This is a genomic window from Nocardia sp. CY15 (assembly GCF_009829295.1).
Lineage (GTDB): Bacteria > Actinomycetota > Actinomycetes > Mycobacteriales > Mycobacteriaceae > Nocardia > Nocardia sputi.
In genome coordinates, this window is sequence record NZ_VUOT01000001.1 from 1,077,554 (window position 1) to 1,103,976 (window position 26,423).

Here is a 26,423-nt window from a genome sequence, read left to right on the forward strand (position 1 = left end):
GGCGAGGCATCCGATCGGGGAGACGGCGGCCTTGCGCATCCGACGACAGGGAGACCAACGGCAGCGATGGGTTCGAAAATAGGGAGCTTCTCCGTGCGAGGCGTCCGTGCGTGGCTGGAGGCGCCCGCCGCGAGCGTCGCCGAGCGCGGCGGCAAGTTGAACGTGTTGCGCGGCGCCGTGGCGCGAGTGACCACGCCGTTGCTGCCGGACGACTACTTGCATCTGGCCAACCCGTTGTGGTCGGCCCGCGAGCTGCGCGGACGCATCGTGGAGGTACGCAAGGAGACCGCCGACGCCGCGACGCTGGTGATCCAGCCGGGGTGGGGTTTCGACTTCAAATACCTGCCCGGCCAGTACATCGGCATCGGCCTCCTGGTCGACGGACGCTGGCACTGGCGCTCGTACTCGCTGACCTGTCCGCCGGATTGGTCCGTGCCCGGCCACGGCGGTAAGCGGCTGATCTCCATCGCCGTGAAGGCCATGCCCGAAGGCTTCCTGTCCAGCCACCTGGTCGGCGGCGTGCCGGTCGGCACCGTCGTCCGGCTCGCCGCGCCACAGGGCGGGTTCGTGTTGCCGTACCCGCCGCCGGAGAAGGTGCTGTTCCTCACCGCGGGCAGCGGCATCACACCCGTGATGTCCATGCTGCGCGCGATGGACCGCCGCGAGTCGTTCACGGACGTGGCGCACCTGCACTCGGCGCGCACCGCCGACGACGTGATGTTCGGTGCGGAGCTGCACGAACTGCACGAGCGCAACCCGGGCTTCGACACCCGCCTGCGTCTCACCGCCGAGCAGGGCAAGTTCGTTCTCGCCGATCTCGACACCGAGTTCCCGGATTGGCGCGAACGCGACACCTGGGCGTGCGGACCGGCCGCGATGCTCGACGAGATCGAGAACCACTGGCGCGAGGCGGGCCTGTCGGACCGGCTGCACGTGGAACGTTTCGAGATCGAGCGCTCGGCGGTCGGCGAGGGCGGCACGGTCACCTTCGGCAAGACCGGCCGCACCGTCGAGGCGGACGGTGCGACCAGCCTGCTCGAAGCCGGCGAGTCCGCCGGGGTGCAGATGCCGTTCGGCTGCCGGATGGGCATCTGCCAGACCTGCGTCGTCACCTTGAGTTCCGGCCACGTGCGCGATCTGCGCAACGGCGAGGAGCACCGGGAAGGCGACAAAGTGCAGACCTGCATCTCGGTAGCGGCGGGCGACTGCACCCTGGACGTGTAGTCCGGCAGGTACCCTCGATGTGAATCGAGTAGGGAAAGGACCCCGGTGGCCATCACCGACATCAAGGCGTTTGCCCACCTCACCACGACCGATATCGAGACGCTGGGGCAGGAACTCGATTCCATCCGGCGTTCGGTGGAGCTGTCCCGTGGCGAGCGTGATGCCAAGTACATCCGGCGCGCGATCGCGGCGCAACGCGGCCTCGAAGTAGCGGGCCGCGCCGTGCTGTTCGGCAGCCGTAACCGCTGGGCCTGGTTGACCGGCACCGCGCTGCTCTCGGTCGCCAAGATCATCGAGAACATGGAGCTCGGGCACAATGTCAGCCACGGGCAATGGGACTGGATGAACGACCCGGAGATCCACTCCACATCGTGGGAGTGGGACATGACCGGCCCTTCCGCGCAGTGGCGCCGCGCGCACAACTATTCCCACCACACCTACACCAATGTCCTGGGCAAGGACGAGGATCTCGGCTTCGGTATCCTCCGTATGACCCGCGACGAGCCGTGGCGGCCGATCCATTTGGTGCAACCGCTGGCGAACCTGCTGCTCGCCGCGACCTTCGAGTGGGGCATCGCCCTGCACGACTGGAGCATCGAGAAGGAGCTGGCGGGCACCCCGCCCTGGCAGCTGATGTCGGAGCCGAATGTGGCGTTCGGCCGCAAGATCCGCCGTCAGGTGGCCAAGGACTTCCTGTTCTATCCCGCGCTCACCGGTCCGGCGTTCAAGCAGACCTTGAAGGCGAACGCGACGGCGAATCTGGTCCGCAACCTGTGGGCGTACGCGGTGATCTTCTGCGGTCATTTCCCCGACGGCGCGGAGAAGTTCACCGTCGAGCAGCTCGAGAACGAGACCAGCGGCGAGTGGTACCTGCGCCAGATGCTCGGCAGCGCGAACTTCAAGGCGGGGCCCGCCATGGCGTTCATGAGCGGCAACCTCTGCTACCAGATCGAGCATCATCTGTTCCCCGATCTGCCGAGCAACCGGTACCCGGAGATCGCGGTGCGGGTGCGCGAGCTGTGCGACAAGTACGACCTGCCCTACACCACCGGGTCGCTGGCCAAGCAGTATCTGCTCGCCTTCCGCACCATCCACAAGCTGGCACTGCCGGACCGGTTCCTCAAGGCGACCGCCGACAACGCGCCGGAGACCTCGTCGGAACGCAAGTTCGCCGGTATCACGCTGCCGACGCTCGGCACGGAGTCCACGCATTGGCTGCGCGTCGATCCGGAGACCGGCAAGCGGCGGGGCCTGCGTTCGGCGCTGCACGAGGCGAAGGTCGTGCTGCAGGACAAGGCGCGACAGGAGAAGGAGATGCTGCGTGAGGCCAAGGCGGCGCTGAAGGAGAAGGCCGAACACGAGCGAGAGGTACTGCGGGGCGCCAAGGTCGCGCTTCAGGAGCGAGCCCGGCACGAACAAGCGGCGCTGCGCGAGAAGGCGATGCGTGACAGGCGTTTCAGCTTCCGCCGAAAGGCACGGTAAACTACCAGCCCACATCTCCAGTCGCAATAGGGTATTTGACACAGCCACGCGGTGAACTTCGTAACCTACGCTCTCGTAACTTACGGTAAGGTAACCCATATGGCGATCTCGGATGTCAAGGAATACGCCCACCTCACCGAGGCCGACGTGGAAGCGCTCGGCGCGGAATTCGATGCGATCCGGCGAGAAATCGAGGCCTCGCGCGGCGAGCGCGACGCGAAGTACATCCGCAATGTCATCCGCTTGCAGCGAGTCCTCGAGATCAGCGGCCGTGCGGTGCTGTTCGCCAGCCCGGTGCGCGCCGCGTGGCTGGCAGGCATCGCCCTGCTCGGTACGGCCAAGATCATCGAGAACATGGAGATCGGGCACAACGTCATGCACGGGCAGTGGGACTGGATGAACGATCCGGAAATCCACTCCAGCTCATGGGAATGGGACAACACCGGCGCGGCCAAGCACTGGAAGCACACCCACAACTACCTGCACCACAAGTACACCAACGTGCTCGGCATGGACGACGACATCGGCTACGGCCTGCTGCGGGTGACGCGCGACCAGCGCTGGAAGCCGTTCAACCTGGGCAACCCGGTCTACAACCTGGTGTTGCAGCTGTTCTTCGAGTACGGCGTTGCCATCCAGCACTTGGAGCTGGGCAAATTGGCGGCGGGCCGGTACAAGCCGGGCTCCCCTGAGCGGGCCGAGTTCGAGCGCAAGCGCAGCGAGGCGCTCACCAAGATGGGCAAGCAGGTCCTGAAGGACTACGTGGTCTTCCCCGCGCTCACCGGCCCCGCGTTCTTCTCCACGCTGACGGCCAACCTGGCCGCCAACGCGGTCCGCAACGTCTGGTCCAACGCGGTGATCTTCTGCGGGCATTTCCCGGACGGCGCGGAGAAATTCACCAGGGACGATATCGACGGCGAGACCAAGGGCCAGTGGTACCTGCGCCAGATGCTGGGCAGCGCCAACATCTCCGGCGGCCCGGTCATGCACTTCATGACCGGCAACCTGAGCCACCAGATCGAACATCATCTGTTCCCCGATCTGCCCAGCAACCGGTACGCCGATATCGCGGTGCGAGTGCGCGAGCTGGCCGACAAGTACGACCTGCCCTACACCACCGGTTCGCTGCCGGTGCAGTACTTCAAGGCGTGGCGCACCATCCTCAAGCTGGCGCTGCCGAACAAGTACCTGCGGGCCACCCCCGACGATGCTCCCGAAACCGCGTCGGAACGCAGGTTCGGCGGCCGCACCGCCGCCACGATCGATCCGGTGACCGGTCGGCGCCGCGGTCTGCGCACCGCGCTCGCCCAGGGACGCCGGCGGCTCGCCCGGCGCAGCGCCCCCGCCGCCCGCTGAGTCTCGTCGGCTCGGATCTCGCGATCCGGGCCGACGGACATCGGAACGCGGACGCCGACGCCGTGCGCGGTGGACTCGCCGGGTTTGATTGACTCGGGCGGTGCATGCTGAGGTTCTGAGCGTCTACGAGGCCATCCGGCGCCGCCGCGACGTCCGCGCGGAGTTCACCGGTGAACTCGTGGACGATGCGACACTGTGGCGGCTGCTGGAGGCCGCGCATCGGGCGCCCAGCGTAGGGAATTCGCAGCCGTGGGATTTCGTGGTGGTCCGCGAATCGGTGACACTGCGCAAGTTCGCCGACCACGTGGCAGGCAAACGCGTCGAGTTCCGGGACGCGCTGCCAGCCGAGCGTGCCGCGACCTTCGAGCCGATCAAGATCGAGGGCATTCTCGAGAGCGGCACCGGAATCGTGGTCTGCTACGACCACGATCGCGGCGGGCCGCAGGTACTGGGCCGGGCCACGGTGCCCGAAACCGGCATCTATTCCGCGGTTCTCGCCATCCAGAACCTGTGGCTGGCCGCCACCGCCGAAGGCATCGGCGTCGGCTGGGTGTCGTTCTACGATCCCGGGTTCCTGGCCGACCTGATCGACCTCCCGGAGGGCGTCCGCCCGGTCGCTTGGCTGTGCGTCGGGCCGGTGCACGAATTCCAGCGCGTCCCAGACCTCGAGCGCTTCGGCTGGCGCGCCGGGAGACCGTTGACCGACGCGGTGCACCGCGAAACCTATCGCGGCTGAATTCCTTCGCCCGGCCGCGCATCGTTACCCAAATGTGTGGATCGTTCATGGTTCAATCGAATGCCGATCGGGTACGACAAGGGCGAAACTGCTTCGCACGCAGTGCGCTTGATCGTTAGTTCGTCGGTTCCAGGAGGTTTGTGCAATGGCCAATGTCGATGCTGTTCGGCTGTCGAGCGAGCTGGGCATCGATCTGGCACAGGCGATGTTGCGCCTGCGTCGGGAGGGCATCCCCGGCGAGACCAAGCACCAGACCTGTCTTCGGCTGATCGCCGACGAGGGACGCAAGCGGCGGGGCGCCACGGGCAAGGCCTGAGGCCGCCGCCGGTAGCGACCCGCCGACCGACGCGGAACTCGGAGCCGGTCGGCGGGGCACCGCGTCAGACGCGTTCGAGCACCGCCGACGCGCCGATACCGCCCGCGGCGCAGATACCCAGCAACGCCGTGCTCTTGCCCGTGCGCGCCAGCTCGTTGGCCATGCTGGTCACCATGCGCGCACCGGTGGCGCCGAACGGGTGACCGAGCGAGATCGAGCCTCCGTGCACGTTCAGTTTGTCGACGTCCACTTCGCCGACGGCGGTGTCGCGATCGAGCCGGGTCTTGGCCCACTCGTCGCTGGCGAGCGCGGTCAGCACTGCCAAGGTCTGGGCTGCGAAGGCCTCGTGGATATCGACGAGATCGGCGTCGCCCAGCGACATTCCGGCCTTCTCCAGCGCGCGCGGCATCGAGATGGCGGGGCCGATCAGCACTTGATCGGCCGGATCGACGCTCACGTAGCTCCACGACCGGAACGCCGCCAGGGGCCGGTAGCCGAGAGCATGCGCTTTCTCCTCGCTCATCAGCAGCACCGCGGCGGCCCCGTCGGTGAGCGGGCTGGCGTTGCCTGCGGTCACGCTGCCGTCGGCGGCGAAAACCGGTTTCAGAGCGGCTAGTTTCGCGACGCTGGTGTCGGCGCGCACCAGACCGTCGCGCGCGATGTCCTCCTCTTCGGGCGTGCGGACTCGCAGCACCTCGTCGTCGAATCGGCCCGACTCGATGGCAGCCGCCGCGCGGTGGTGCGAGCGGGCGGCGAACTCGTCCTGATCGGCGCGGCTCACGCCGTGGATGCGCGCCATCTTCTCGGCCGACTCCCCCATCACCTCGCCGGTGGTGCGCTCGGCGATCCTGGGACGGCTCGGCAGCAGGTCGGTGAACGGCGCGAGGCGCGCGACCGCGGACAGGTAGTCCTTCGGCTTCGGCTTGCCCAGTGCCAGCGGCGCTGCCGCGTGCACGACCTTCTGTGGCAGCTTCACCTCGGCGTTCGAAGTGGAATCACTGCCGCCCGCGATCATGACGTCGTATTCGCCCCGCTCGATGGCGGCCACGGCCGAGGTGACCGCCTGCAGACCCGAGGCGCAGGCCCTGGTCACCGTGTAGCCCTCACAGCCCGGGTCCAACCGCAGGTCCAGCGCGATCTCCCGCGCGATGTTGGGCGCCGCGCTCGGCAGGATGACGCCGCCCCACACGATCGCCTCCACTTGCGCGCCGGGCAGCCCCGTACGCTCCAGCAAGCCGCGCACCGCGGCGTCGGCCAGCGCGATGGAGTCCATGGTGGTGTATCCGGTGAACGCTCGCAGGAACGGCGTTCGGGCACCGGACACGATCACAGCACGGCGAGCAGCTCTGGTGGCCATGCGATTTCCTTTCGAAAGCTTCGGACCACCAAACTTACTGCAAAGTAAGGTTCACCGTCGACCCCCTTCGCCGACGGTGAACCCGACCAGCGACGATCCCCTCCACCGCCGCTGATCCGGTCTGCCACGCGCCGTTGCGCGGCAGACCGGAGACGCCCGTCCCGGCGGACGCCCCTGCGCGCTCCGGAACCACCGCATGACTCCGCTGCCATCCGACGCAAAGAACGGTAACAAACTTTCGACGCAGTTTTCAAATAGTTTCTATTCATTTGCCTCCGAGCTATCGGCGACTTACCATGAACCCACTATGCATAGCCCTTCGGAGCTGTCGCGGCAGAAGAGATTCGGGCGAATCATCAAAGAACGCCGGGACGAGCTCGGCCTCACCCAGCTACAGATCGGCGACCTCGGGGGACCTTCGGCGCCGACCATCCGGAAGATCGAAGACGGCGAGGCGACGATCAGCATGCAGACGCTGAACAAACTCGACGCCCCGCTGCGATGGCTTCCGGGCAGCGCCGCACGCACCTATGCGGGAGGCGTCCCCGCCGCCGACGAACCCGCGAACGGCGAACGCGGCGCGGGTGACTCGGTGGTGGCCGGGCCGGACGCGATCCGGTTCGAGATCTCCGACCTCACCGGCCTTCTCGCGGCATCGGGGCGGCTCACCGATGCCGTCGAGAACGGTCGCACCGCCGACCCGCAGGTGGTCTCCGCGATCGCGGAACTCAACCGGGTGGTCTCCAAACTGTCCGCGCGGTACGCGACCGCCATGCTCGAACGCAACGGCGGACCTGGCAGGCAATTGCACCCGCTGGTGGAAATGGCCTTCGCGCATCTGCTCGCGGTTCCCGCGGAGGTGAGCGATTCCGGCGAGCTACAGGAACGCCGGTACCGCCGCTGGCTGGCCGGTCGATCGGAGGATATCGATGCAGCGACCGAAGCCCGATTCCGCGCACGCTGGCTAGCGGCCAACGTGGCGACGACAGCGCCACGAAGCGGTGAGTGAAGGGGCAGGAATGATCGACGACGGACCGCACGGCACGGCCCCGGCATTGAGTCACAAGATCAATCGGCTGTTCGCCGTGGTGCATCCGCGATCCGCGCCGGAGCGCAGCACCGAATCCGTCGCCGCGCAGGTCAGCGAATTCCTCGGCCGCACGGTGCCCGCCGACTACCTGACCCGTCTGCGCGACGGCGCGTTCGACGACGAGAACGCCGCGGCGTCAGTCGATGTCGAGATCCTGGCCGCGGTGGCGCACGGCTTCGGCGTGGCCGCCGATTACCTGCTGACCAGTGGACCCGCCGCGAACGCGATCGACCGGGAACTCGAATTGCTCGCCACCATGCGGGATGCGAACGTCGCCAGCATCGCGCTGCGCGGGTCCAACATCGATCGGTCGATACTGGCCGACATCATCCGGAGCACGGGAAGGTCGATGCCGCCGAGTCGGTAGCATGCTTCCCTACATGGGCCACCGAGCTTTTGTAGGAGACCGATCGCATGGCCATCCAGGCCCGGTTCCGGAGCTTGACCCGGGACCTCCCGATACCCCACCCATGGGATTTGCAGACCTATCTCGACGACATCGCGGCCTACCGTGGCCGCAGCATCAGCCTGTTGCCGATCGATACCGCGCTGCTCGCGGGCACCGGATGCGGCACGGGCAGCGGCCTGTGGATCGCGAAACAGGACAGCGACGTCATCGTCTACGGCGCCGACACCACCGAATGGCACGCCGAGCACATCATCGCGCACGAACTCGGCCACATGCTGCTCGGACACGGCCCGGAACAGTCCGAACCCGGTGACCCGTCCTCGAGCACACCGACCGTGGCCGCCGTGGCCGACCTGCTGCCCTCGATCTCGCCCGAGTCGATCGCCCACGTGCTCGGCCGCACCGACTACGGCACCATCCGCGAGCGCGACGCGGAGACCTTCGCCGACATGGTGATGCTGCACGCCATGCGTCCGCCGCGCCGCGACTCACTGCTGCACCGCACGTTCTTCCGCGACCGGCGGCGGTGACGTCGCCGATTCCCGGCGCCGTCGGGATTTCGGCTCGGATCGGCGGCTGCTGGTCGCGCCGGCACGCCGATGGCCACGGGGCCGTTCGACGCAGATCTCCGGGCATCCAGCCGGTGAGCTGAATGCCCGGAGAAGTGGAGACGAGCAGTGCGGTTCGTTTACGTCAGGCCAGACGGATCAGACCGTAGTCGAAGGCGTGACGGCGGTAGACCACCGAGGGCCGGTCGGTCTCCTTGTCGTGGAACAGGAAGAAGTCGTGGCCGACGAGCTCCATCTGATAGAGGGCGTCGTCGACGGACATCGGAGTCGCCGCGTGCACCTTCGTGCGCACGATATGACCTGGACCCGCTTCGTAGTCCGGCTCCGGGGCTTCCTCCGGGTGCGCGTGCGCGGCGCCGGACTCCCCGAGCCGCTCGAACAGGGAGTCGTCCACCAGGGCGGCTGTAGCCTGGGCGACGGAGACCGGCGTCTTGTCGCCGTAATGCACCTTGCGCCGATCCTTGGTGCGGCGCAACCGGCTCTCCATCTTCGCGGTCACCGATTCGAAGGCGGCATAGAAACTGTCCGCGCAGGCCTCGGCCCGCACGACGGGACCCTTTCCGCGCGCGGTGATTTCGACGCGCTGGCAGTTCTTGCGCTGCCGACGGTTGCGCTCGTGGAACAGCTCCACGTCGAACAGGAAGATCGACGGATCGAAGCGTTCTAATCGGGAGAGTTTTTCCGCGACGTAAACACGAAAGTGGTCGGGCACCTCGACGTTGCGGCCTTTCACCACGATGTCGCCGCGTGGCGCCCGTGGTCGTTCCGCTGCGGGTTGCTCTGATGCTTCCTGGGTGCCGGAATCCAGCACCGAAGTAGCGGGATCATTCACTGAAGGTCGTGAAGAAGTCGTCACGCGTACCTCCCGGATCTGGCCGCACCGACCGATTCCAGTGCGGCGGGATGAGCAGTGCCGAGCGACAATTACCCGGCACGAGTTGTCCGAGGCGCCACCTCCAAACTTGCGGTTCGGGTGTGTGTCCGCGACGCTAGTCCGCCAACGGGCTGATCGCCAGTGTTCACGCAAATTTCCCGGAGTCAAGCAGCACACGTAACGAGAACGCCATGTGTCGGCAACCCTGCCCGCTCGAGCGCGAGCATCGACTCGCGGGCCGTCGCACCGGTGGTCAGCACGTCGTCGACCAGCACTACCTCGGCATCGGCCGGTACTCCCCAGTCGGCGGCGCGACCGGGAATCGTGGTCACCCGCCCAGCCAGGTTGCGAGTCCGCTGTGCGGGTGTCAAGCCCACCGAATCACGCACTCCGCGCCGCACTCGCAACAAGGGCAACATCCGGCTGTTCGGCAGCCATCGCACAGCTACCGAGGCCGCACGCAGCACCGGATCGCCGCCTCTGCGCCGCGCCGCCACCCCCCTGCTCGGCGCGGGCACCAGGACCAGCGGAAGACGTGGCGAGCGCAGCTCGGCGAGCGCTCCCGCGAGCCCCACTCCGAGTGGTTCCGCCAGATCCCGCCGTCCTCGCTCCTTGACGGCGAGCACCGCGCGGCGCGCTGGACCCGCGTACGGCCCGAGCGCCCAGCACGGGACGCCCGGGTCGGTGCGCGGCCACACCCGCACCGGCGGACCGGCCAGAGCGAGTGCGCATTCGGCGCACCAACCGGCTCCAGGACGTCCGCAACCCGCACAGGCGGCGGGCAGCACCAGATCGAGCAGGGTTCGCATCAACCGAGTGTGCGTCCACCGGCCGACAAGTTCGCTCGACCGCTACGGCGATCGCGGCAGAACGCCGGTTTCGTTGCCGCGGAACTGTTTGCGCCACTCCGGCGGTGCGGCCGCGGTCTCCCACTCTTGACAGGCAAGTGGCGACTTGCATATAACTAGGTCCGTGGAGGCAGACCCCGCCCTGTTCAAGGCCATCGGCGACGCGACGCGACGCATCATCCTGGACGAGCTGACCGACAAGGACGGTCAGACGCTGTTCGAGATCTGCGGTCGGCTGACCATGAAGCACGGCCTGGCCTCCTCGCGCCAAGCCATCTCGCAGCACCTCGCGGTGCTCGAACAGGCCGGCCTGGTGCACACCCGGCGGCAGGGCCGGTACAAGTTCCACCACATCGACACGAGCCCGCTGCGCTCGATCGTCGAGCGGTGGCCCATCGACCGAGAGGAACCAAACCCGTGATCCGCATCAACATCACCAGCGTGTTCGTCGACGACCAAGCCAAGGCGCTTGCCTTCTACACCGAGAAGCTGGGGTTCATCAAGAAGACCGACGTGCCCGCGGGCGAGGCCCGCTGGCTCACCGTGGTCTCCCCCGCCGACCCGGACGGCGTGGAGCTGCTGCTGGAGCCGGACGGCCATCCCGCGGCAGGCCCGTTCAAGAAGGCACTGGTCACCGACGGCATCCCGTTCACGCAGTTCGCCGTCGAGGACGTGTACGCCGAGGTCGAGCGGCTCAAAGGGGTGGGCGTCGAATTCACGCAGGACGCGACGGATTTGGGACCGGTGGTCACAGCCGTCTTCGACGACACCTGCGGCAACCTGATCCAGATCGCCGCCATGAAGTAGTCGGTCGCCATCGGACCAGTTGGTTCGACGCCGCCTGCGCGTGCCGGTGAGCGACTCCAGCCGAGCCCATCCCGCACCCGACACCGGGGCGCGGGCGGAAGGCTGATCTCAGCCGGGAAGAACGGGTATCGCGTTCGCGCCCAGACCGGGGACCTCACGCCAGTAGGGCTGGCCCTGCCCCGGAGCTGTGGTCAGCTCGAGCACCGCGCGCGAGTCGGCGACGTACTGATGATCGGCGCTTGCGCTCACCGAGCGCACCGGCGCCGTCAGATTCTGCGAGGTCAGCGGGGTGGGTTCGGAGCCGTCGACCGACACGGTGCTCACCGGGTCGACATTGCCCTCGCGGGCGATGATGATCGTGTCGGCGTCCAGCCAGTCCACCGACACCGCGGCCGTGCTGAGGTCGACGGCCACGGGCAGCGCCGAAGTCAGGGTCAGCTTCCCGTCCGGCTGCGGTACCACCACCGCGACGTACACCTTGCCGTTGGCGATCATCGCGGCCCGTACCCCGGACCGGGAGATCCGGAGTTCGGTGATCGGCAGCCGGGGCGCGGTGGCCGAGGAGGCGGCCGTCAACGCCGAGATGTCGACGTTCTGCACCGACACGTTGCCGGTGCCCCGATCGGTGACCGCGCGGATGACCCGCGCCCCGTCGACCACCGCCCATGCGGCGCTGCCGTCGGAAGTCCACGAAGGCCGGGTGACGGTGACGCCCTCGGCCACCGGAAAAGCGTTGCCCCCGTAAGTCCCGACCATCAAGGTGTTCGATGGCTCTCCCGAGGGACGTCCCGCCTGCGCCACGGCGGCGACGAGCTGACCGTCCGGCGACAGCGTCGCCGACTGGAGGTTGCTCACCCCGCCGAAGTAGCCGGGTGCGGGGGTGATGCCGCCGTTGCCCGCGATCTGCACCAGCCCGCCGCCGCGCAACGCGTGCAGTCCGGCCTGGTTGCGCGCGGCGGCAGCCGGATTGAACTGCTGTACGTCGGCCACGTTCCATCCGTCCGCGGCGAACCGCTCGTCCAACGGCTTGCCGTCGGCGAGCAGTTGGTAGGGCCCGAGGATGTCGGCGCTGGACAAGGTGAGCACCACCTGTGCGGCCAGTAGTTCGCGCTCGCGCGGATTCAGCACAGACGCTCCCGCGAAGTCGATCCTGACGCCACCGAGCCCGATGCCGACGCCGTCGGGGTCGCCGTTGGCCTTGGTGATCGTCCCGCGCAGCGCGATCGGCGGCGTCAGCTCATTGCGCAGGACCGATGCCAGCGCGGGCTGCGGCCCTTCGATCAGCGAGCTGAGCAGCCGCTGGGTCAGCTGCGCCTTCGGCACCGAGAACCAGCGCAGATCCGGCACGGCGGTATTGCCGCCGGGATCGATGAAGTACAGCGCGTAGCGGCGGTAGGACTTGAAGAACGCGGTGGAGTCCATGACCACGCCGTCGGGCAATTCGTCGATGCGCCACTCGCCGTCGACCTTGGTCAGCTCGATCTTGTTCTCGACGATGGGGATATCGTCGCTGGGCCGATACCCGCCATCGGCGGACAGCTCGCCTACCTTGCGCGCGCGGATCAAGTAGTTGGCTTTGTCACCCGAGCGCGATTCCCGCAGGGTGTCCGGCTTCTCGAGGATGACGGTGCCCGCCGCGTCGTCCCACTGGGTGGAGGCCGCGGGGGTCATGTACTGCCGGGCGGCGAGATGCCGGTTCGCCGGATCGGCGGTGGCCTGGAGGAAGTCACGCAGCAGCAGATCGGGATCGCGGTTGGCGACCGGTGGCGGCGGCCCCTCGGTGGTCGGCTCCCGGTTGATGGTGCCCAGCGCCTCCGGCGCGGAGGATTCGGGCAGGCTGGCGCACGCGGTGAGCGGCACCACGACCGCAAGGACCGCCGCCGACAGCACGGTCAGTCGCGGCATTCGCCCGGACCCGACACGCATTCTCATGACTGTACGTCCCCCGATTCGCGCGACTCGCCGCCCCCGGTCTGCGCCGACTCGGACGCTCGCGATCCGTTCGCTCCCGACGCATGCGCTTCCTCTGTCGAGGCGCCGTCCGTCGGCGTCGTGCCATCGGCCACTTCGTGCGAATCATCGCCGCTCGGCTCCGAGCCCGGCGCTGATGTCGCCTCGGATTCGTGGGCGGGCTCGGCGGCGTCCTTGTGCGCCGGCGTGGCTTCGGACGCCGTGACCTCGTCTCGCACCGGTGTCGTACCGATGCCTTCCGCGTCCACGGCTTCCGCCCTGTCGCCGCCCGGTTCGAAGCCGTCTTGTCCGGCCGCCCGCTCCAGCACTTCGCGCCCCTCCGCGGCGGCCATATCCGGTCCGGACTCGGCGGGCAGCTCCGGCTCGACCACGCGCAACGATTTGCGCCCCGGTTCCAGCGGCAGCGGGCTCGGCCCGAGCTTCTTGCCGCGCACCAGCGGCAGCGTCAGGCGGAAGCTGGCGCCGATCCCGACCTCACCCCAGGCTTCGAGCCTGCCTTCGTGCAGGTTCGCGTCCTCCACGCTGATCGACAGACCGAGGCCGGTGCCGCCGGAGCGGCGCATACGGGACGGATCCGAGCGCCAGAACCGGTTGAAGACCAGCTTCTCCTCGCCGGGCCGCAGGCCGATCCCCTGGTCCCGCACGACGACGGCGACGGCGTTGGCCTCGACGTCGCCGCGCATCCGGATCAGCACCGGCTTGCCCTCGCTGTGGTCGATCGCGTTGGCGAGCAGATTACGCAGCACGCGCTCCACGCGGCGCGGATCGACCTCGGCGACCAGCGGCTCGTCGGGCATGTCGCTGATCACCTCGACACCGGCGTCCTTGGCCAGGTGCCGCACGGTCGAGATCGCGGCCCGCGCGCACATCCGCACGTCCAGCGATTCGACTTGCAGTTCGGCGACGCCCGCGTCGTGCCTGCTGATCTCCAGCAGGTCGTTGAGCAGGCCTTCGAACCGGTCCAGCTCGTTGACCAGCAATTCGGCGCTGCGGGCCAGGGCGGGATCGAGGTCGTCGCTGCTGCCGTGGATGAGGTCGGCGGCCATGCGCACGGTGGTGAGCGGGGTACGCAACTCGTGGCTGACATCGGAGGTGAACCGGCGCTGCAGATTGCCGAATTCCTCCAACTGGGTGATCTGGTTGGACAGGCTCTCGGCCATCTCGTTGAACGCCTGGGCCAGCCGGGCCATGTCGTCCTCACCGCGCACCAGCATGCGTTCCTTGAGCCTGCCGTCGGCGAACCGGCCCGCGATCCGGGCCGCGGAGCGAATCGGCAGGACCACCTGCCTGGTGACCAGCGCGGTGATCGCGGCCAGCAACACCAGCAGCACGATGCCGCCGACCAGCATGGTGCCGCGCATCAGCGACAGGCTGCGCTCCTCGTTGGCCAGCGGGAAGATCAGGTAGGTCTCCAGGGTGGGGATCTCCGCGCTCGGACTGCCGATGATCAGCGCGCGACCGCGGTATCCATCCGCGTCGCCGACCGTGGCGAACTGGTAGCTGACCTGGTTGCGCTGCACGAACCGCCGCAGTTCGTCGGGCACCTCCTGGATCGGGCCGGAGGCGATCTGCTGCGGCGGCATCCCGCCGATGACGCTCAGCGCCGAATCGAAACTTCCTGCCGCGCCGGTGGACCGGCCGGTGCCGCCGCGGTTGGACAGCGCGTTGCGCGCCTCTTCCAGTCGCTGCGGCTGGGCGCCGATGTCGTGCACACCGGCCAGCTGGCTCTCCACCGTGTTGCGCGCCCGCTCCATCTCCTCGACCGCGGCGTTGATCTTGGCGTCCAACAGCCGGTCGGTGATCTGGCTGGTCAGCACCACGCCGAGGATCGTGATGACGATCAGCGACAGCGTCAGCGTCGACACGATGACGCGCAATTGCAGCGAGCGGCGCCAGAGGTGACCTAAGGCAATGCCGACCGCTTGGAACCAGGCCACCACCGGAGCCAGCGATCGTTCCAGACGCGCGAAGACGCCATGGATCACGGCGGTCCGGCCTTGTAACCCACACCGCGGACGGTCAGCACGATCTCCGGGTTCTCGGGATCCTTCTCCACTTTCGCCCGCAACCGCTGCACGTGCACGTTCACCAGGCGGGTGTCGGCGGCGTGCCGGTAGCCCCAGACCTGCTCGAGCAGGACCTCACGGGTGAACACCTGGCGCGGCTTGCGGGCCAGGGCGACGAGCAGGTCGAACTCCAGGGGCGTCAGGGAAATCTGCGCGCCACCGCGGCTGACCTTGTGCGCGGGCACATCGATCACGATATCGGCGATCGACAGCAGCTCGGCGGGCTCCTCCTCGGTGCGGCGCAGCCGGGCCCGCACGCGAGCCACGAGCTCCTTCGGTTTGAAGGGCTTGACGATGTAATCGTCGGCGCCCGATTCCAGACCCAGCACGACGTCGACCGTGTCGGTCTTCGCCGTGAGCATCACGATCGGGACCCCGGAATCGGCCCGCAGCACACGGCACACATCGATGCCGTTCATGCCGGGCAGCATCAGGTCCAGCAGCACCAAGTCGGGGCGGAGTTCGCGCACCGCCGCCAGGGCCTGCGTGCCGTCGCCGACCACATGCGGGTCGAACCCTTCCCCGCGCAAGACGATCGTGAGCATCTCAGCGAGTGCCATATCGTCGTCGACGACCAGAATCTTCGGCTTCATAACTACTATGTTGTCATCTCCCAGGCCAGGATCGGGCCGCCACGCCAACACTGGTGCGAACCCACGGCACAGCCAACCTTATCGACCAACGATTTCGGCGATCCGCGCGGCCAGCGTAGCCGGGCCGTCGTCGGATCGGTGTGTCCACCAGGGCCCGCGCCAGTCGCGTTCGGCCAGCTCACGGTACACCGCTCCGGTGCGGTGTTGCAGGCCGCCGTCACGCTCGTAGGCGTCGAGCGCGCGTTCGGCGTCGAGTTCGCCACGCCTGCGGGCACGCTCGGCCGCGAGCTCGGTGGGCACGTCCAGCAACACTTGCAGCGCGGGCGTCGGCAGGGCGAATCTGCCGAATTCCAATTCGCCCACCCAGTCCACGATTTCGCCGTCGGCCGACTGCCCGAGCCGGGCGGCCGAGTAGGCGGCGTTGGAGGCGACGTAGCGGTCCAGAAGCAGGACGTCGTTGTCGGCCAACAGCTTCGACAGCTCGTCGGCGGCGCCCGCGCGGTCCAGCGCGAACAACAGCGCCATGCCGTTGACCGACTCGGCGAGGTCGCCGTGCGCGCCGCGCAGCGCCTCGGCGGCCAGGTCGGCGTGCACCGAGACGCGGTAGCGCGGGAAAGCCGTCGTCGCGACGCGCAGCCCACGGTCACGCAGATCGGCGACGACTCGATCGATCAGCGTCCGCTTGCCCGCGCCGTCGAGGCCCTCGACCGCTATCAGCACTCCCATGACCAGGGAGAATACTCCGCCTCCTGCCCCGCGCTCACACCGGCTGACCAGCGCGGATACCGCGCCTACCGCCGGGTGCGCGGACGACGTGCCCGAAGGGCCGCGGTCCCGCCCGCGAACGGCGGCGGGACACGCGGCGGTGCGCTCAGTAGCGGTAGTGGTCGGGCTTGAACGGGCCCTCGACGTCGACGCCGATGTACTCGGCCTGGTCCTTGGTGAGCTTGGTCAGCTCGCCGCCGAGCGCTTCGACGTGGATGCGGGCCACCTTCTCGTCCAGGTGCTTCGGCAGCCGGTAGACCTCGTTGTCGTATTCCTCCGGCTTGGTCCACAGCTCGATCTGCGCGATCACCTGGTTGGAGAAGCTGTTCGACATCACGAAGGACGGATGGCCGGTCGCGTTGCCGAGGTTGAGCAGCCGCCCCTCCGACAGCACCAGGATCGAGCGGCCGCTCTCCTTGAACGTCCACAGGTCGACCTGCGGCTTGATGTTCAATTTCGTTGCACCGGAACGCTCCAGCGCGGCCATGTCGATCTCGTTGTCGAAATGACCGATGTTGCCGAGGATGGCCTGGTCCTTCATCGCCTTCATGTGATCGAGGGTGATGATGTCCTTGTTGCCGGTCGCGGTGATGACGATGTCGGCATCGCCGATCGCCTTCTCCACAGTCACCACGTCGTAGCCGTCCATCAGCGCCTGCAGCGCGTTGATCGGGTCGATCTCGGTGACCTGCACCCGGGCGCCCTGTCCGGCAAGCGATTCCGCGCAGCCCTTGCCGACATCGCCGTAGCCGCAGATCAATATCTTCTTGCCGCCGATCAGCACGTCGGTGCCGCGGTTGATGCCGTCGATCAGCGAGTGCCGGGTGCCGTACTTGTTGTCGAACTTGCTCTTGGTGACCGAGTCGTTGACGTTGATCGCGGGGAACACCAGCTCGCCCGCCGCGGCGAACTGGTAGAGCCGCAACACGCCGGTGGTGGTCTCCTCGGTGACGCCGCGGACCGATTCGGCGATCCTGCTCCACTTGCCCCGGTCGGTCTCGAACCGCTCACGCAGCAGGTTCAGGAACACCTTGTACTCGGCCGAGTGGTCCTCGTCCTCCGGCGGCACCACGCCCGCCTTCTCGAACTGCGCGCCGCGCAGCACGAGCATGGTGGCGTCCCCGCCGTCGTCGAGGATCATGTTGGCCGGCTCGCCCGGCCAGGTGAGCATCTGCTCGGCGGCCCACCAGTACTCCTCCAGGGTCTCGCCCTTCCAGGCGAACACCGGGGTGCCCTGGGGCTCGTCGACGGTGCCGTGCGGGCCGACGACCACGGCGGCGGCCGCGTGGTCCTGGGTGGAGAAGATGTTGCACGAGGCCCAGCGGACCTCGGCGCCGAGGCTGGTCAGGGTCTCGATCAGCACCGCGGTCTGCACGGTCATGTGCAGCGAGCCGGAGATGCGCGCGCCCTGCAACGGCCGCACCTCGGCGTACTCGCGGCGCAGCGCCATCAGACCGGGCATCTCGTGTTCGGCCAGACGGATCTCCTTGCGGCCGAAATCGGCCAGCGACAGATCCGCCACCTTGTAGTCGATGCCGTTGCGGACATCGGCGGTCAACGACGTGCGTGCGGGAAGTTCTGAGGTGGTCATCGGCCTCTCCTGGTTCGGCAAGTACCGAGGCAAGGCTAGTCGCTCCCGAACGCTTTCAGGCGGTCACCCCGCGGGCCGCCAGGATGCGCCGCCGCTTGCGCGGTTGGATGTTCGCCAGTGTGAGGTCGCCGCCGTAGTGGGCGAGCACGCGCCCGTCCATCACCCGGCGCCACAACGGCGGGATGGCCGCGATCACGATCATGGCGGCGTAGCCCGCGGGCAGTTGCGGAGCCTGATCCGAGCTGCGCAGCGTCTGGTAGCGGCGGCCCGGGTTGGCGTGGTGATCGCTATGGCGCTGCAGGTGGAACAGGAAGATGTTGGTGACCAGATGGTCGCTGTTCCAGCTGTCGCGCGGCGAGCAGCGGGCGTACGTGCCGTTCGGGCGGCGCGCCCGCAGCAGTCCGTAGTGCTCGACGTAGTTCACCGTCTCCAGCAGGCCGATGCCGATGACGGCTTGCAGCAGCAGCCAGGGCAGCACCTGGTAACCGAACGCCGCGACCAGGGCGCCGAACAGGACGAGCGTCATCGACCAGGCTTGCAGGATGTGGTTGTGCACACTCCACCAGCCCTTGCCCTTGCGCGCGAGCCGCTCGCGCTCGAGGACGAGCGCGGAACGGAAACTCCCGGAAACGCTGCGGGGGAGGAATTCCCACAGCGACTCGCCTAGTCGGCCACTGGCCGGATCCTCCGGCGTCGCCACCCGCACATGGTGGCCGCGATTGTGCTCGACGAAGAAGTGCCCGTAGCCGGACTGGGCGAGCGCGATCTTCGCCAGCCAGCGCTCCGAACGTTCGACCCGGTGCCCGAGTTCGTGGGCGGCATTGATGCCGATACCGCTGACGAATCCGAGAGTGGCGGCCAAACCGAGCTTGTCGACCACGCTCAGTTCGTCACCGGCCCACATGCGGCTCGCGATCACCAGGCCGATCAGCAGGACCGGGAGCATCAGGTAGGTGCACCACCGGTAGTACCGGTCGTTGGACAGCAGCTCGTAATCCTCGTCCCTCGGATTGGTACCGTCCACGCCGATCGCCCAGTCCAGCACCGGGATGACGATCAGCACGATGATCGGCCCGATCCACCAGAAGACCTCGGCGCCGGTGTGCAGCACCAGCTGCGACGGCAGCAAGGCGGACGAAGGCGCGAGCAAGCCGAGAACCCACAGATGGCGTTTGGGATCAGGTGATCCCACTGGTTTGCCAACCGTTTGCACTTTTGCCCCACTCAAAGAAGACCCGAACATCGTCGCATGAGAATACTTGGCGACTTGGTGTCCGTTACACCCCTGCGGTCGGTTGAGATGTGATCGCTATCAGAAGCCGGGCAGTCTGTTTTCAATGTGCTACAGGTACGCCGGGTCGCGAATCGGTTGCCCGCACGAGCTCAGCTCTGCACTCGTTGGGCGAGGATCGCTTCGACGTAGGGACTCAGCAGGGCGCTCAACTCCGCGGGCGCGTCTCGGCCGGGGCCGGGCGGAGTGGGGATGTAGCTGAGCGCGATTCGCACCAGCGCGTGCGCGATCACGTCCGATTCCGCGGGCGACGCCGCCACCCAGCTGTGCTGGAAGGCGCGCGACAGCCGCTCGGTCGCGTGCTCGAGCAACGGCCCGGCGTCGAGGGTGATCAGGCGCAGCAGATCCAGCTTCACCTCGCCCGCGACCAGCGACTGCACCAGCGGGTCGGACGCGGCGTCGAAGAAGAAGTTGGCCACCCCGTCGCGGAAGGCCGCGCGGACGTCGCCGACGTTGCCGTTGATCGCGGCGTCGACGTGGTCGACCAGGAAGTCGGCCAGGCGCAGGGCGTAGGCCTGGGTGAGTCCGCTGCGCGAGCCGAATTCGTTGTACAGCGTCTGCCTGCTCACGCCGGCCCTGGCCGCGACGTCACCGAGCGTGATCTTGGACCAGTCACGCTCGGTGAGCAGTTCGCGCATCGCGTCCAGGACCGACGTCCGCAGCAGTTCCCGCGCGGCCTCCTGGTAGGGAATCCTGGTTCCGTTGCGCGGCATACCCGCGACACTGTCACGGGCGCCTGCCGCAGTCAAAATCTCACGACCGTTCGATTTCGACCATGTAGAAGTCCGCCTTGGCGGCGCCACAGTCCGGGCAGGTCCAGTCGTCGGGGATGTCGTCCCAGCGTGTCCCCGGCGCGATGCCGTCCTCCGGCCAGCCCTCGGCCTCGTCGTATTCGAAGCCGCACTGGATGCATTGATACAGCTTGTACTCCGTCATTTTCCAGCTCCCATCGGCTCGAAATCGATCTTTTCCCGTACGCCGCAGTCCGGGCAGCACCAGTCGTCCGGCACCGTCTCCCACGACGTGCCCGGCGGGAAACCCTCGTGCGGCGCCCCTTTCGCCTCGTCGAAGACGTAGTCGCAGACGGGGCAGCGATACGCGCTCACGCTGTGCCCTTCGCGGCCTGAGCGGAGCCGTAGCGCGCCAGCACCTTCTCTCGCTTCGCCGGATCGATGTTCGCGCGGGTGATGTCGCCGTCGTAGTGCGCGAGCACCCGTTTGTCCATGACGCGGCGCCACAGCGGGGGGAAATACGCGAGCAGGATCATGCTGGCGTAGCCACTGGGCAGGTTCGGCGCGCCGTCCCAGCTGCGCAACGTCTGGTAACGCCGGGTCGGGTAGGCGTGGTGATCACTGTGCCGCTGCAGGTGGTACAGGAAGATGTTGGTGACGATGTGGTCGCTGTTCCAGCTGTGCACCGGCGCGGGCCGCTCGTACCGCCCGCTCGCGGTGCGCTGCCGCACCAGGCCGTAGTGCTCCAGGTAGTTGACCGCCTCGAGCAAGCTGAAGCCGACCACGGCCTGCAGAACCAGGTACGGCAGCAACTCGACGCCGAACACCGCGACCAATCCCGCGAACAGCACCGCTGACATCAGCCACGCACTGAGCACTTCGTTGCGCAGGTTCCACGGTTTCTTGCCGAGCCGGTCCAGCCGAGCCTTCTCCAGCTTCCAGGACGACTTCAGGCTGCCCCACACCGTGCGTGGCCAGAAGGCCCAGAACGTCTCCCCCACCCGAGAACTGGCCGGATCCTCGGGCGTCGCGACGCGCACGTGGTGGCCGCGGTTGTGCTCGATGTAGAAGTGCCCGTAGAAGGACTGGGCCAGCGCGATGCGCGACAGCCAGCGCTCCAGGTCGACTTTCTTGTGGCCGAGCTCGTGCGCGGTGTTGATGCCGATGCCGCCGATCATGCCGACGGTGATCGCCAGCCCGATCTTGTCCACCACGTGCAGCCCGCCGTCGAAGCCGAGCCAGCTCACCTCGTCGGCGGTGATGAGATAGGCCGCGATCATCAGGGTTGCGTACTGGAACGGCAGGTACAGGTAGGTGAGGTAGCGGTAGTACTTGTCGTTCTCCAGGTACTCCATCACCTCGTCGGGCGGGTTGTCGCCGTCCGGGCCGAAGAAGACGTCCGCGATCGGGATCAGCACGTAGACCAGGATCGGCCCGAGCCAGAACGGCACCTGCGCGAGGCCGTGCCAGCCGAGTTCGTTCAACGCCCAGATCAGCGGCAACCCGATGGTGAACAGACCGGTCGGGGCGAACAACCCCCACAGCCACATATAACGCTTGCGGTCCCGCCAAGCCGGCACCTCGACCGGCTGCGCGGGCATGTCGGCGTACGTCGACATCGTCGTCTCCATTCCGAACGGCACGCCAGGTGTGACGCGCATTACCTCAATGGTGGACGATATAGCGCTCTTTGTCGCTTGTCTATACAAATAGCCTAATTTGTAAAGATCCCCGGAATCGAACGAGGAAAGCCCCGGCCGGATGTGGCATCCGGCCGGGGCTCGGCCTCGGCAAGGGTCAGCGAACCGGTTGACTCAACGCAGCAGAACGTCGGCGTCTGCGGGCAGATCGTCCACCGGCCACCAGCGCAGGTCGGTGGATTCGTGACTGCGCACCGGGATCGCGCCCACGGGAGCGGTGATGCGGAACAGGAGGTCCAGGTGCCTGGTGGGCACGCCGAGTGAACAGGTGATGGGATGCGCCTGCGCGCCGTAGAGCCCCGGTAGCAGCCGCAGGTCCACGATGCCGGACTCCTCGATCGCTTCGCGCAACGCGGCGCCCGCGACCGTGTCGTCCCGCTCTTCGCAATGGCCGCCGAGCTGGATCCAGCGGCCGACGCGCGGATGCAAGGTGAGCAGCACCTCGCGGCCGTCGTGGGAGAAGACGACCGCGGAGGCGGTGATGTGCCCTGGCGCGTGCTCGCGCAGACAGCCACGCGGGGCCGAACCGAGGAAGGCGAGCATCGCCTCGCGCAGTGATCGCTCGGGATCGGTGGCCGGACACCACGTTTCGAGCAACTCGGTGGCCGAAGCGCGCAACGACTCCGCGCTCACCGGCGACCCGCCCGGACGGCGGCGGCGCTCGGTCCGCTCACAGCTCGACCAGCCCGGAGCCCGCGCCTGCCTGCTGCCGCGGGGTCAGCTCCTCGAGCGGATGGCCGATGGCGACGGCGCCCAGCGGGCTCCAGTCCTCGGCCAGGCCGAGCACGTCGCGGGTGACCTCAGGGGCGAAGATCGTCGACCCGATCCAGCAGCTGCCGATGCCCTCGGTGGCCAGGGCGACCAGCAGACCCTGTACGGCGGCGCCCACCGCGACGGTGAACATCGTGCGCTCGTGGGCTCGCCTGCGCTCGTCCGGATAGTCGTGCGCACCGTCCGGCACGCAGAACGGAATGATCACCTCGGGCGCGTCGAACAGGATGCGCCCGCGCGCGATCCGGCGCTCGATCCGTTCCGGCGGGAGGCCGTCGGCGGTCAGATCCGCGCGCCACTTCTGCGCCATCGCTTCCAGCAGCCGAGCGCGCAGATCCCGTTTGCGCAGCCACACGAACCGCACGGGGCGCGTGTGGTGTGGAGCGGGCGCGGTCAGCGCGACCGAGACCGCCGAGCGGATGCGTTCCGGGTCGACCGGCGCGTCGGAGAACTGGCGGATCGAACGACGCAGGAGGATCGCCTCCTTGCGGCCGCGCTCGATCGCCTCCGCGGTGCCCAGCCAGAACAGGTCATCGGTGCCGCCGCGGAGCAGATCGGCGGCCCCGGAGCCGTCGTCGGCGATCGGCAGCCCGCGCACGACGGCGACCGGGACGCCGCCGAGTTTGCCCTTGACCAGGTCCGCGGCGGCGGCCAGCTCGTCGGCCACGGCCACCTGGGTGACGAACAACTCGTTGCCCTGGCCGTCGACCGCACCCGCGTAGTCGTGCAGCACCCGCAAGCCCGCGGCGCCGATCGCCGCGTCGATCTGCCCGTTGCGCCAAGCCCGGCCCATCGTGTCGGTGACGACCACCGCGACCGTCACGCCCAAGCGTTCGGCGAGCGCGGCGCGCAGCGCCTTGGCGCTGGCATCCGGGTCGGTGGGCAGCAGGACGAGCTCGCCTCGCTCGACGTTCGAGCCGTCGACACCGGAGGCAGCCTGCACGATCCCGAGTTTGTTCTCGGTGATCAAGGTGCGGCCTTTACGGGCGAGCACCCGCACCGCCTCCTGATCGATGAGCCTGCGCCGGGCGGCGTCGCGCTCCTCGGGGTCCAGCGGCGCTTCCACGATGCGCCCCTCGACCTTGGCGACGATCTTGCTGGTGACCACGAGCACGTCACCGTCGGCCAGCCACGGCGCGCACCGCGCGATGTGCTCGGCGAGGTCGTCGCCCGGGCGGAATTCGGGCAGCCCGGTGACGGGCAGGATGCGCAGCTCGTCGGCCGCGTGATCGGTCGGTGTGGTCACAGGGCGACTCCGGCGAGATCCAGCGCCTGACGCACCATTTCGGCGGTGGTCGGCGGATCGGTCATCAGCAAGGGCACGCTACGCACTTCCACCCCGGGCACGTCGGCGGTGTCGGTGCTGTGGATCAGCCAGCCATCCAGGATGCCGGTGGCCGAGCGGGCGCCGTAGTACCGGCCGATCGCCTCGGCCGTGGTCTCCACTCCGATCACCGACAGGCACTCGTCGGCCATACCGCGCAGCGGCTTGCCGTCGATCACGCCGGAAACGCCGATCACCTTGGCCGCGGTGGTGCGCAGCGCGCCGCGGATTCCGGGCACGGCCAGGATGGCGCCGATGCTCACAACGGGGTTCGACGGCGCGAGGAGAACCACATCGGCGGATTCTATGAGATCGATCACATTTGGCGCCGGTTTGGCTTCATCGGCGCCAATTGTGGCGAATCCGTGGGTGTCGATGTTCGCCCGGTAGCGAACCCACCACTCTTGAAAATGGATCGCGCGCCGTTCGCCAGGGTTGTCCGGATCGGTCACAACGACATGCGTTTCACAGCGATCGTCGGTTGCCGGGATCAGTTTCACGCCCGGCTGCCACCGGTTGCACAGCGCCTCGGTGACCGCCGAGAGCCGGTACCCGGCACGCAACATTTCGGTGCGGATCAGATGCGTGGCGATATCCCGGTCACCCAAGCCGAACCAGTCCGGCTGTGCGTGATATTTCGCGAGCTCCTCCTTGGCGTGCCAGGTTTCGCCGACCCGGCCCCACCCCCGCTCGGTATCGATTCCGCCGCCGAGGGTATACATGCAGGTATCGAGGTCGGGGCAGATCCGGAGGCCGTGCATCCACACGTCGTCACCGACGTTCACGATCGCGGAAACGTCCGCCTCGGGCAGCAGTTCCCGGACGCCCTGTAGGAAACGCGCGCCACCGACCCCGCCGACCAGCACGGCGATGCGGGGCCCGTTGGCGGGCGTGGCGTCCGCTTGTTGTCCAGTCACATCCGCACAGCCTATGCGCTGGCGTGGCGGCTCCCGTTCGCGGCAAATTTGCTGTTTATTTGCTATTGCACATCACAAGATCAGCTCGGAATGGGGCTGCGGATAGTAACGGAATAGCGACGGCGGCTTGACCATCGCCGCGTCCGGCGTGTCTAATCACAGACATGTCATTCCGGGTTCGCGCGAGAGTTCCACGCGCGAACCGCTTTTCGAACAGATGTTCGCATCGGTATGACAAGCTCGGGGACGTCCGCGGGACAACGTCGCGGGGTATGGCCGTCGGTGCGAGTGTTGGTCCGACGGAAAGAATCATTCTGCGCTAACACACAGTGAGGAGGCGGAGCGTGGCCAACGAGATGGTCTCGCCGACCGATTCCACAGCAGGCGCAGCACGTGGCGTCTGCGCAGACAACGGCGGCTGGAACGACCAAGAGGGGGGTGACGGAGTCACGGCGCCCCGGCTCAACCTGGTCGTGACCGGCTTCGACGAGATGTTCGAGTCCATCGAGGAGCAGTGGCAGGAGCGCGCACTGTGCGCGCAAACCGATCCGGAGGCGTTCTTCCCCGAGAAGGGCGGCTCCACCCGTGAGGCCAAACGGATCTGCATGGGCTGCGAGGTACGTGACGAGTGCTTGGATTACGCGCTCGCGCACGATGAGCGCTTCGGCATCTGGGGCGGCCTCTCCGAGCGGGAGCGCCGCCGCCTCAAGCGCGGCATCGGCTGACAGACCCGATAGACCTGATAGACCCAGCCGTGCCCGGAGCGGCCCGCCACCAGGGCGCTCCGGGCACGCGCGACACGACCGGACAGTTCTCCACCGCCTCGATGCGGACCGCCGGAGCCGGCTGGCCTAGATTTTGTGTCATGGCACGTTCCCGTAAGCGTCGACCGCCGACCGCACGGTCGGTGATACGCCGCGGCCGCGGGGTCCGCGGGCCGATGCTGCCGCCCACCGTGCCCGCCTGGCGGACCCGAGGTCAGAAATTCGACCGGCTGGTGCTGGAGGCGTTCGCACCACTGGACACCCGCTGGCACGACCGGCTCACCAAACTCGACATCGCGGTCGACGACGTCCCGAAGATCCGTCCGCTGCACCCGGATTCGGTCACCTGGCCGGACGAGGTGGTCGCCGACGGCCCGGTTCCCCTCTCCAGGCTCATCCCGGCGGGCGTTGACCGGCACGGCGCGGCGACCCGGGCGCGGGTGGTGCTGTTCCGCAAGCCGCTCGAGCTGCGCGCCAGCGATCCCGACGATCTGGTGGATCTCCTACGCGAAGTGCTGGTCCAACAGGTCGCGACCTATCTCGGCGTCGACCCGGACGTGATCGATCCGGAAGCCGAGTAAGTCGCACCCATCCACGCGGCGGCGGTCCTCGAATGCCGTTGCGGGGCAGGACGCCGGAGAGCGCGTGTAGGTCGCTCCCGGCTGGGTATCCCGCTACTCCCACTTCGCGACGAACCGTTCGCGCCGCACACGTCCCCCGGGCCTGCCCGTGGGAGACCGTTGTCCGCGCGTCCGGGTAGGTCGTCCAGAACACCGCCGGAGGCTCCGCGCACCCGGCGGCATCGCGTGCTGCCCTCGTTTCGCGACGCACGGACCGAGATTCTTCAAGCGTGTCTGTCCCCATCGGCGCG

The 26,423-nt window shown here is 67.9% G+C and carries 28 protein-coding genes; 12 read left to right on the forward strand and 16 right to left on the reverse strand.

All coding sequences use genetic code 11. The annotated features are described in order from the left end of the window. Positions 1-66: 66 nt before the first annotated feature. From GVY39_RS05210 to GVY39_RS05230, 5 genes are all read left to right on the forward strand, one after another. On the forward strand, positions 67-1,224 hold the full coding sequence (locus GVY39_RS05210) for a ferredoxin reductase (protein WP_159920626.1): 1,158 nt from the start codon (positions 67-69) through the stop codon (positions 1,222-1,224). Between the two features lie 45 nt (positions 1,225-1,269). Next, complete coding sequence (locus tag GVY39_RS05215; RefSeq protein ID WP_159920624.1) at positions 1,270-2,706, forward strand: fatty acid desaturase; 1,437 nt, start codon at positions 1,270-1,272, stop codon at positions 2,704-2,706. A gap of 99 nt (positions 2,707-2,805) precedes the next feature. After that, positions 2,806-4,062, forward strand: coding sequence for a fatty acid desaturase (locus GVY39_RS05220; RefSeq protein ID WP_159920622.1), 1,257 nt, complete (start codon positions 2,806-2,808; stop codon positions 4,060-4,062). 115 nt (positions 4,063-4,177) lie between these two features. Next, entirely contained in the window at positions 4,178-4,798 is a 621-nt protein-coding gene (gene bluB, locus GVY39_RS05225) for a 5,6-dimethylbenzimidazole synthase (protein ID WP_201295161.1), read from the forward strand. A 145-nt stretch (positions 4,799-4,943) separates the two neighbouring features. Further along, entirely contained in the window at positions 4,944-5,114 is a 171-nt protein-coding gene (locus GVY39_RS05230) for a hypothetical protein (RefSeq protein ID WP_159920618.1), read from the forward strand. Between the two features lie 64 nt (positions 5,115-5,178). On the opposite strand, the gene GVY39_RS05235 is transcribed toward GVY39_RS05230, so the two are convergent. Continuing rightward, positions 5,179-6,471: an acetyl-CoA C-acyltransferase gene (locus GVY39_RS05235; RefSeq protein ID WP_159920616.1), complete on the reverse strand. Its 1,293-nt coding sequence runs from the start codon at positions 6,469-6,471 to the stop codon at positions 5,179-5,181. A 307-nt stretch (positions 6,472-6,778) separates the two neighbouring features. On the opposite strand from GVY39_RS05235, the gene GVY39_RS05240 reads away from it, so the two are divergent. From GVY39_RS05240 to GVY39_RS05250, 3 genes are read left to right on the forward strand one after another with little or no spacing between them, the layout of a single operon-like run. Beyond that, on the forward strand, positions 6,779-7,480 hold the full coding sequence (locus GVY39_RS05240) for a helix-turn-helix transcriptional regulator (protein WP_159920614.1): 702 nt from the start codon (positions 6,779-6,781) through the stop codon (positions 7,478-7,480). A gap of 10 nt (positions 7,481-7,490) precedes the next feature. Next, positions 7,491-7,928 (forward strand): hypothetical protein, encoded by a 438-nt coding sequence (locus tag GVY39_RS05245; protein ID WP_159920612.1) that lies wholly within the window; start codon positions 7,491-7,493, stop codon positions 7,926-7,928. Positions 7,929-7,975: 47 nt separating this feature from the next. Next, entirely contained in the window at positions 7,976-8,500 is a 525-nt protein-coding gene (locus tag GVY39_RS05250) for a hypothetical protein (RefSeq protein ID WP_159920610.1), read from the forward strand. A gap of 163 nt (positions 8,501-8,663) precedes the next feature. On the opposite strand, the gene hpf is transcribed toward GVY39_RS05250, so the two are convergent. Continuing rightward, positions 8,664-9,395, reverse strand: coding sequence for a ribosome hibernation-promoting factor, HPF/YfiA family (gene hpf / locus GVY39_RS05255; RefSeq protein WP_370523772.1), 732 nt, complete (start codon positions 9,393-9,395; stop codon positions 8,664-8,666). A 182-nt stretch (positions 9,396-9,577) separates the two neighbouring features. After that, positions 9,578-10,222, reverse strand: coding sequence for a ComF family protein (locus GVY39_RS05260; RefSeq protein ID WP_201295149.1), 645 nt, complete (start codon positions 10,220-10,222; stop codon positions 9,578-9,580). Positions 10,223-10,385: 163 nt separating this feature from the next. Here GVY39_RS05260 and GVY39_RS05265 point away from each other — a divergent pair, with 163 nt between their 5' ends. After that, complete coding sequence (locus GVY39_RS05265; RefSeq protein ID WP_159920606.1) at positions 10,386-10,682, forward strand: helix-turn-helix transcriptional regulator; 297 nt, start codon at positions 10,386-10,388, stop codon at positions 10,680-10,682. Beyond that, positions 10,682-11,068: a VOC family protein gene (locus GVY39_RS05270; protein ID WP_195069577.1), complete on the forward strand. Its 387-nt coding sequence runs from the start codon at positions 10,682-10,684 to the stop codon at positions 11,066-11,068. Before GVY39_RS05265 ends, GVY39_RS05270 begins: the two co-directional genes overlap by 1 nt. Before the next feature lie 108 nt (positions 11,069-11,176). Here GVY39_RS05270 and lpqB read toward each other — a convergent pair whose 3' ends face one another. The 13 genes from lpqB to cofD all read right to left on the reverse strand — a co-directional run bounded on the left by lpqB (position 11,177) and on the right by cofD (position 24,788). Then, complete coding sequence (gene lpqB / locus GVY39_RS05275) at positions 11,177-13,000, reverse strand: MtrAB system accessory lipoprotein LpqB (RefSeq protein WP_159920602.1); 1,824 nt, start codon at positions 12,998-13,000, stop codon at positions 11,177-11,179. Beyond that, positions 12,997-15,024, reverse strand: a complete 2,028-nt coding sequence (gene mtrB / locus GVY39_RS05280) for an MtrAB system histidine kinase MtrB (RefSeq protein ID WP_321210097.1) — start codon at positions 15,022-15,024, stop codon at positions 12,997-12,999. The genes lpqB and mtrB overlap by 4 nt, the downstream gene beginning before the upstream one ends. Beyond that, positions 15,021-15,698 carry an MtrAB system response regulator MtrA gene (mtrA, locus tag GVY39_RS05285; RefSeq protein ID WP_159920600.1) on the reverse strand — a complete coding sequence of 226 codons (678 nt, stop codon included), beginning with the start codon at positions 15,696-15,698 and terminating at the stop codon, positions 15,021-15,023. Before mtrA ends, mtrB begins: the two co-directional genes overlap by 4 nt. Positions 15,699-15,776: 78 nt before the next feature. Then, the gene (locus GVY39_RS05290; RefSeq protein ID WP_159920598.1) at positions 15,777-16,424 is read right to left on the reverse strand and encodes a dTMP kinase; all 648 of its coding nucleotides are present in this window, start codon (positions 16,422-16,424) and stop codon (positions 15,777-15,779) included. A gap of 145 nt (positions 16,425-16,569) precedes the next feature. Beyond that, positions 16,570-18,054, reverse strand: coding sequence for an adenosylhomocysteinase (gene ahcY, locus GVY39_RS05295; RefSeq protein WP_159920596.1), 1,485 nt, complete (start codon positions 18,052-18,054; stop codon positions 16,570-16,572). Positions 18,055-18,109: 55 nt separating this feature from the next. Next, the gene (locus tag GVY39_RS05300; RefSeq protein WP_236565303.1) at positions 18,110-19,165 is read right to left on the reverse strand and encodes an alkane 1-monooxygenase; all 1,056 of its coding nucleotides are present in this window, start codon (positions 19,163-19,165) and stop codon (positions 18,110-18,112) included. Positions 19,166-19,437: 272 nt separating this feature from the next. After that, on the reverse strand, positions 19,438-20,058 hold the full coding sequence (locus tag GVY39_RS05305; protein ID WP_159920592.1) for a TetR/AcrR family transcriptional regulator: 621 nt from the start codon (positions 20,056-20,058) through the stop codon (positions 19,438-19,440). A 40-nt stretch (positions 20,059-20,098) separates the two neighbouring features. Then, positions 20,099-20,281 (reverse strand): rubredoxin, encoded by a 183-nt coding sequence (locus tag GVY39_RS05310; protein WP_043730863.1) that lies wholly within the window; start codon positions 20,279-20,281, stop codon positions 20,099-20,101. Beyond that, on the reverse strand, positions 20,278-20,451 hold the full coding sequence (locus GVY39_RS05315) for a rubredoxin (protein WP_159920590.1): 174 nt from the start codon (positions 20,449-20,451) through the stop codon (positions 20,278-20,280). Before GVY39_RS05315 ends, GVY39_RS05310 begins: the two co-directional genes overlap by 4 nt. Then, a complete protein-coding gene (locus tag GVY39_RS05320) occupies positions 20,448-21,695 on the reverse strand; it encodes an alkane 1-monooxygenase (protein WP_159921263.1) in 1,248 nt (415 codons plus the stop codon). The genes GVY39_RS05315 and GVY39_RS05320 overlap by 4 nt, the downstream gene beginning before the upstream one ends. Before the next feature lie 195 nt (positions 21,696-21,890). Next, positions 21,891-22,409 (reverse strand): NUDIX hydrolase, encoded by a 519-nt coding sequence (locus tag GVY39_RS05325; protein ID WP_159920588.1) that lies wholly within the window; start codon positions 22,407-22,409, stop codon positions 21,891-21,893. 37 nt (positions 22,410-22,446) lie between these two features. Then, on the reverse strand, positions 22,447-23,793 hold the full coding sequence (locus tag GVY39_RS05330) for a coenzyme F420-0:L-glutamate ligase (RefSeq protein WP_159920586.1): 1,347 nt from the start codon (positions 23,791-23,793) through the stop codon (positions 22,447-22,449). After that, complete coding sequence (gene cofD, locus GVY39_RS05335) at positions 23,790-24,788, reverse strand: 2-phospho-L-lactate transferase (protein WP_159920584.1); 999 nt, start codon at positions 24,786-24,788, stop codon at positions 23,790-23,792. The genes GVY39_RS05330 and cofD overlap by 4 nt, the downstream gene beginning before the upstream one ends. A gap of 491 nt (positions 24,789-25,279) precedes the next feature. Between cofD and GVY39_RS05340 the strand changes: the two genes are divergently transcribed. Together GVY39_RS05340 and GVY39_RS05345 are read left to right on the forward strand one after the other, a co-directional pair. Continuing rightward, the gene (locus GVY39_RS05340) at positions 25,280-25,513 is read left to right on the forward strand and encodes a WhiB family transcriptional regulator (protein WP_195069580.1); all 234 of its coding nucleotides are present in this window, start codon (positions 25,280-25,282) and stop codon (positions 25,511-25,513) included. Positions 25,514-25,653: 140 nt separating this feature from the next. After that, complete coding sequence (locus GVY39_RS05345) at positions 25,654-26,133, forward strand: metallopeptidase family protein (RefSeq protein WP_167477524.1); 480 nt, start codon at positions 25,654-25,656, stop codon at positions 26,131-26,133. The last annotated feature ends 290 nt before the right edge of the window (positions 26,134-26,423 follow it).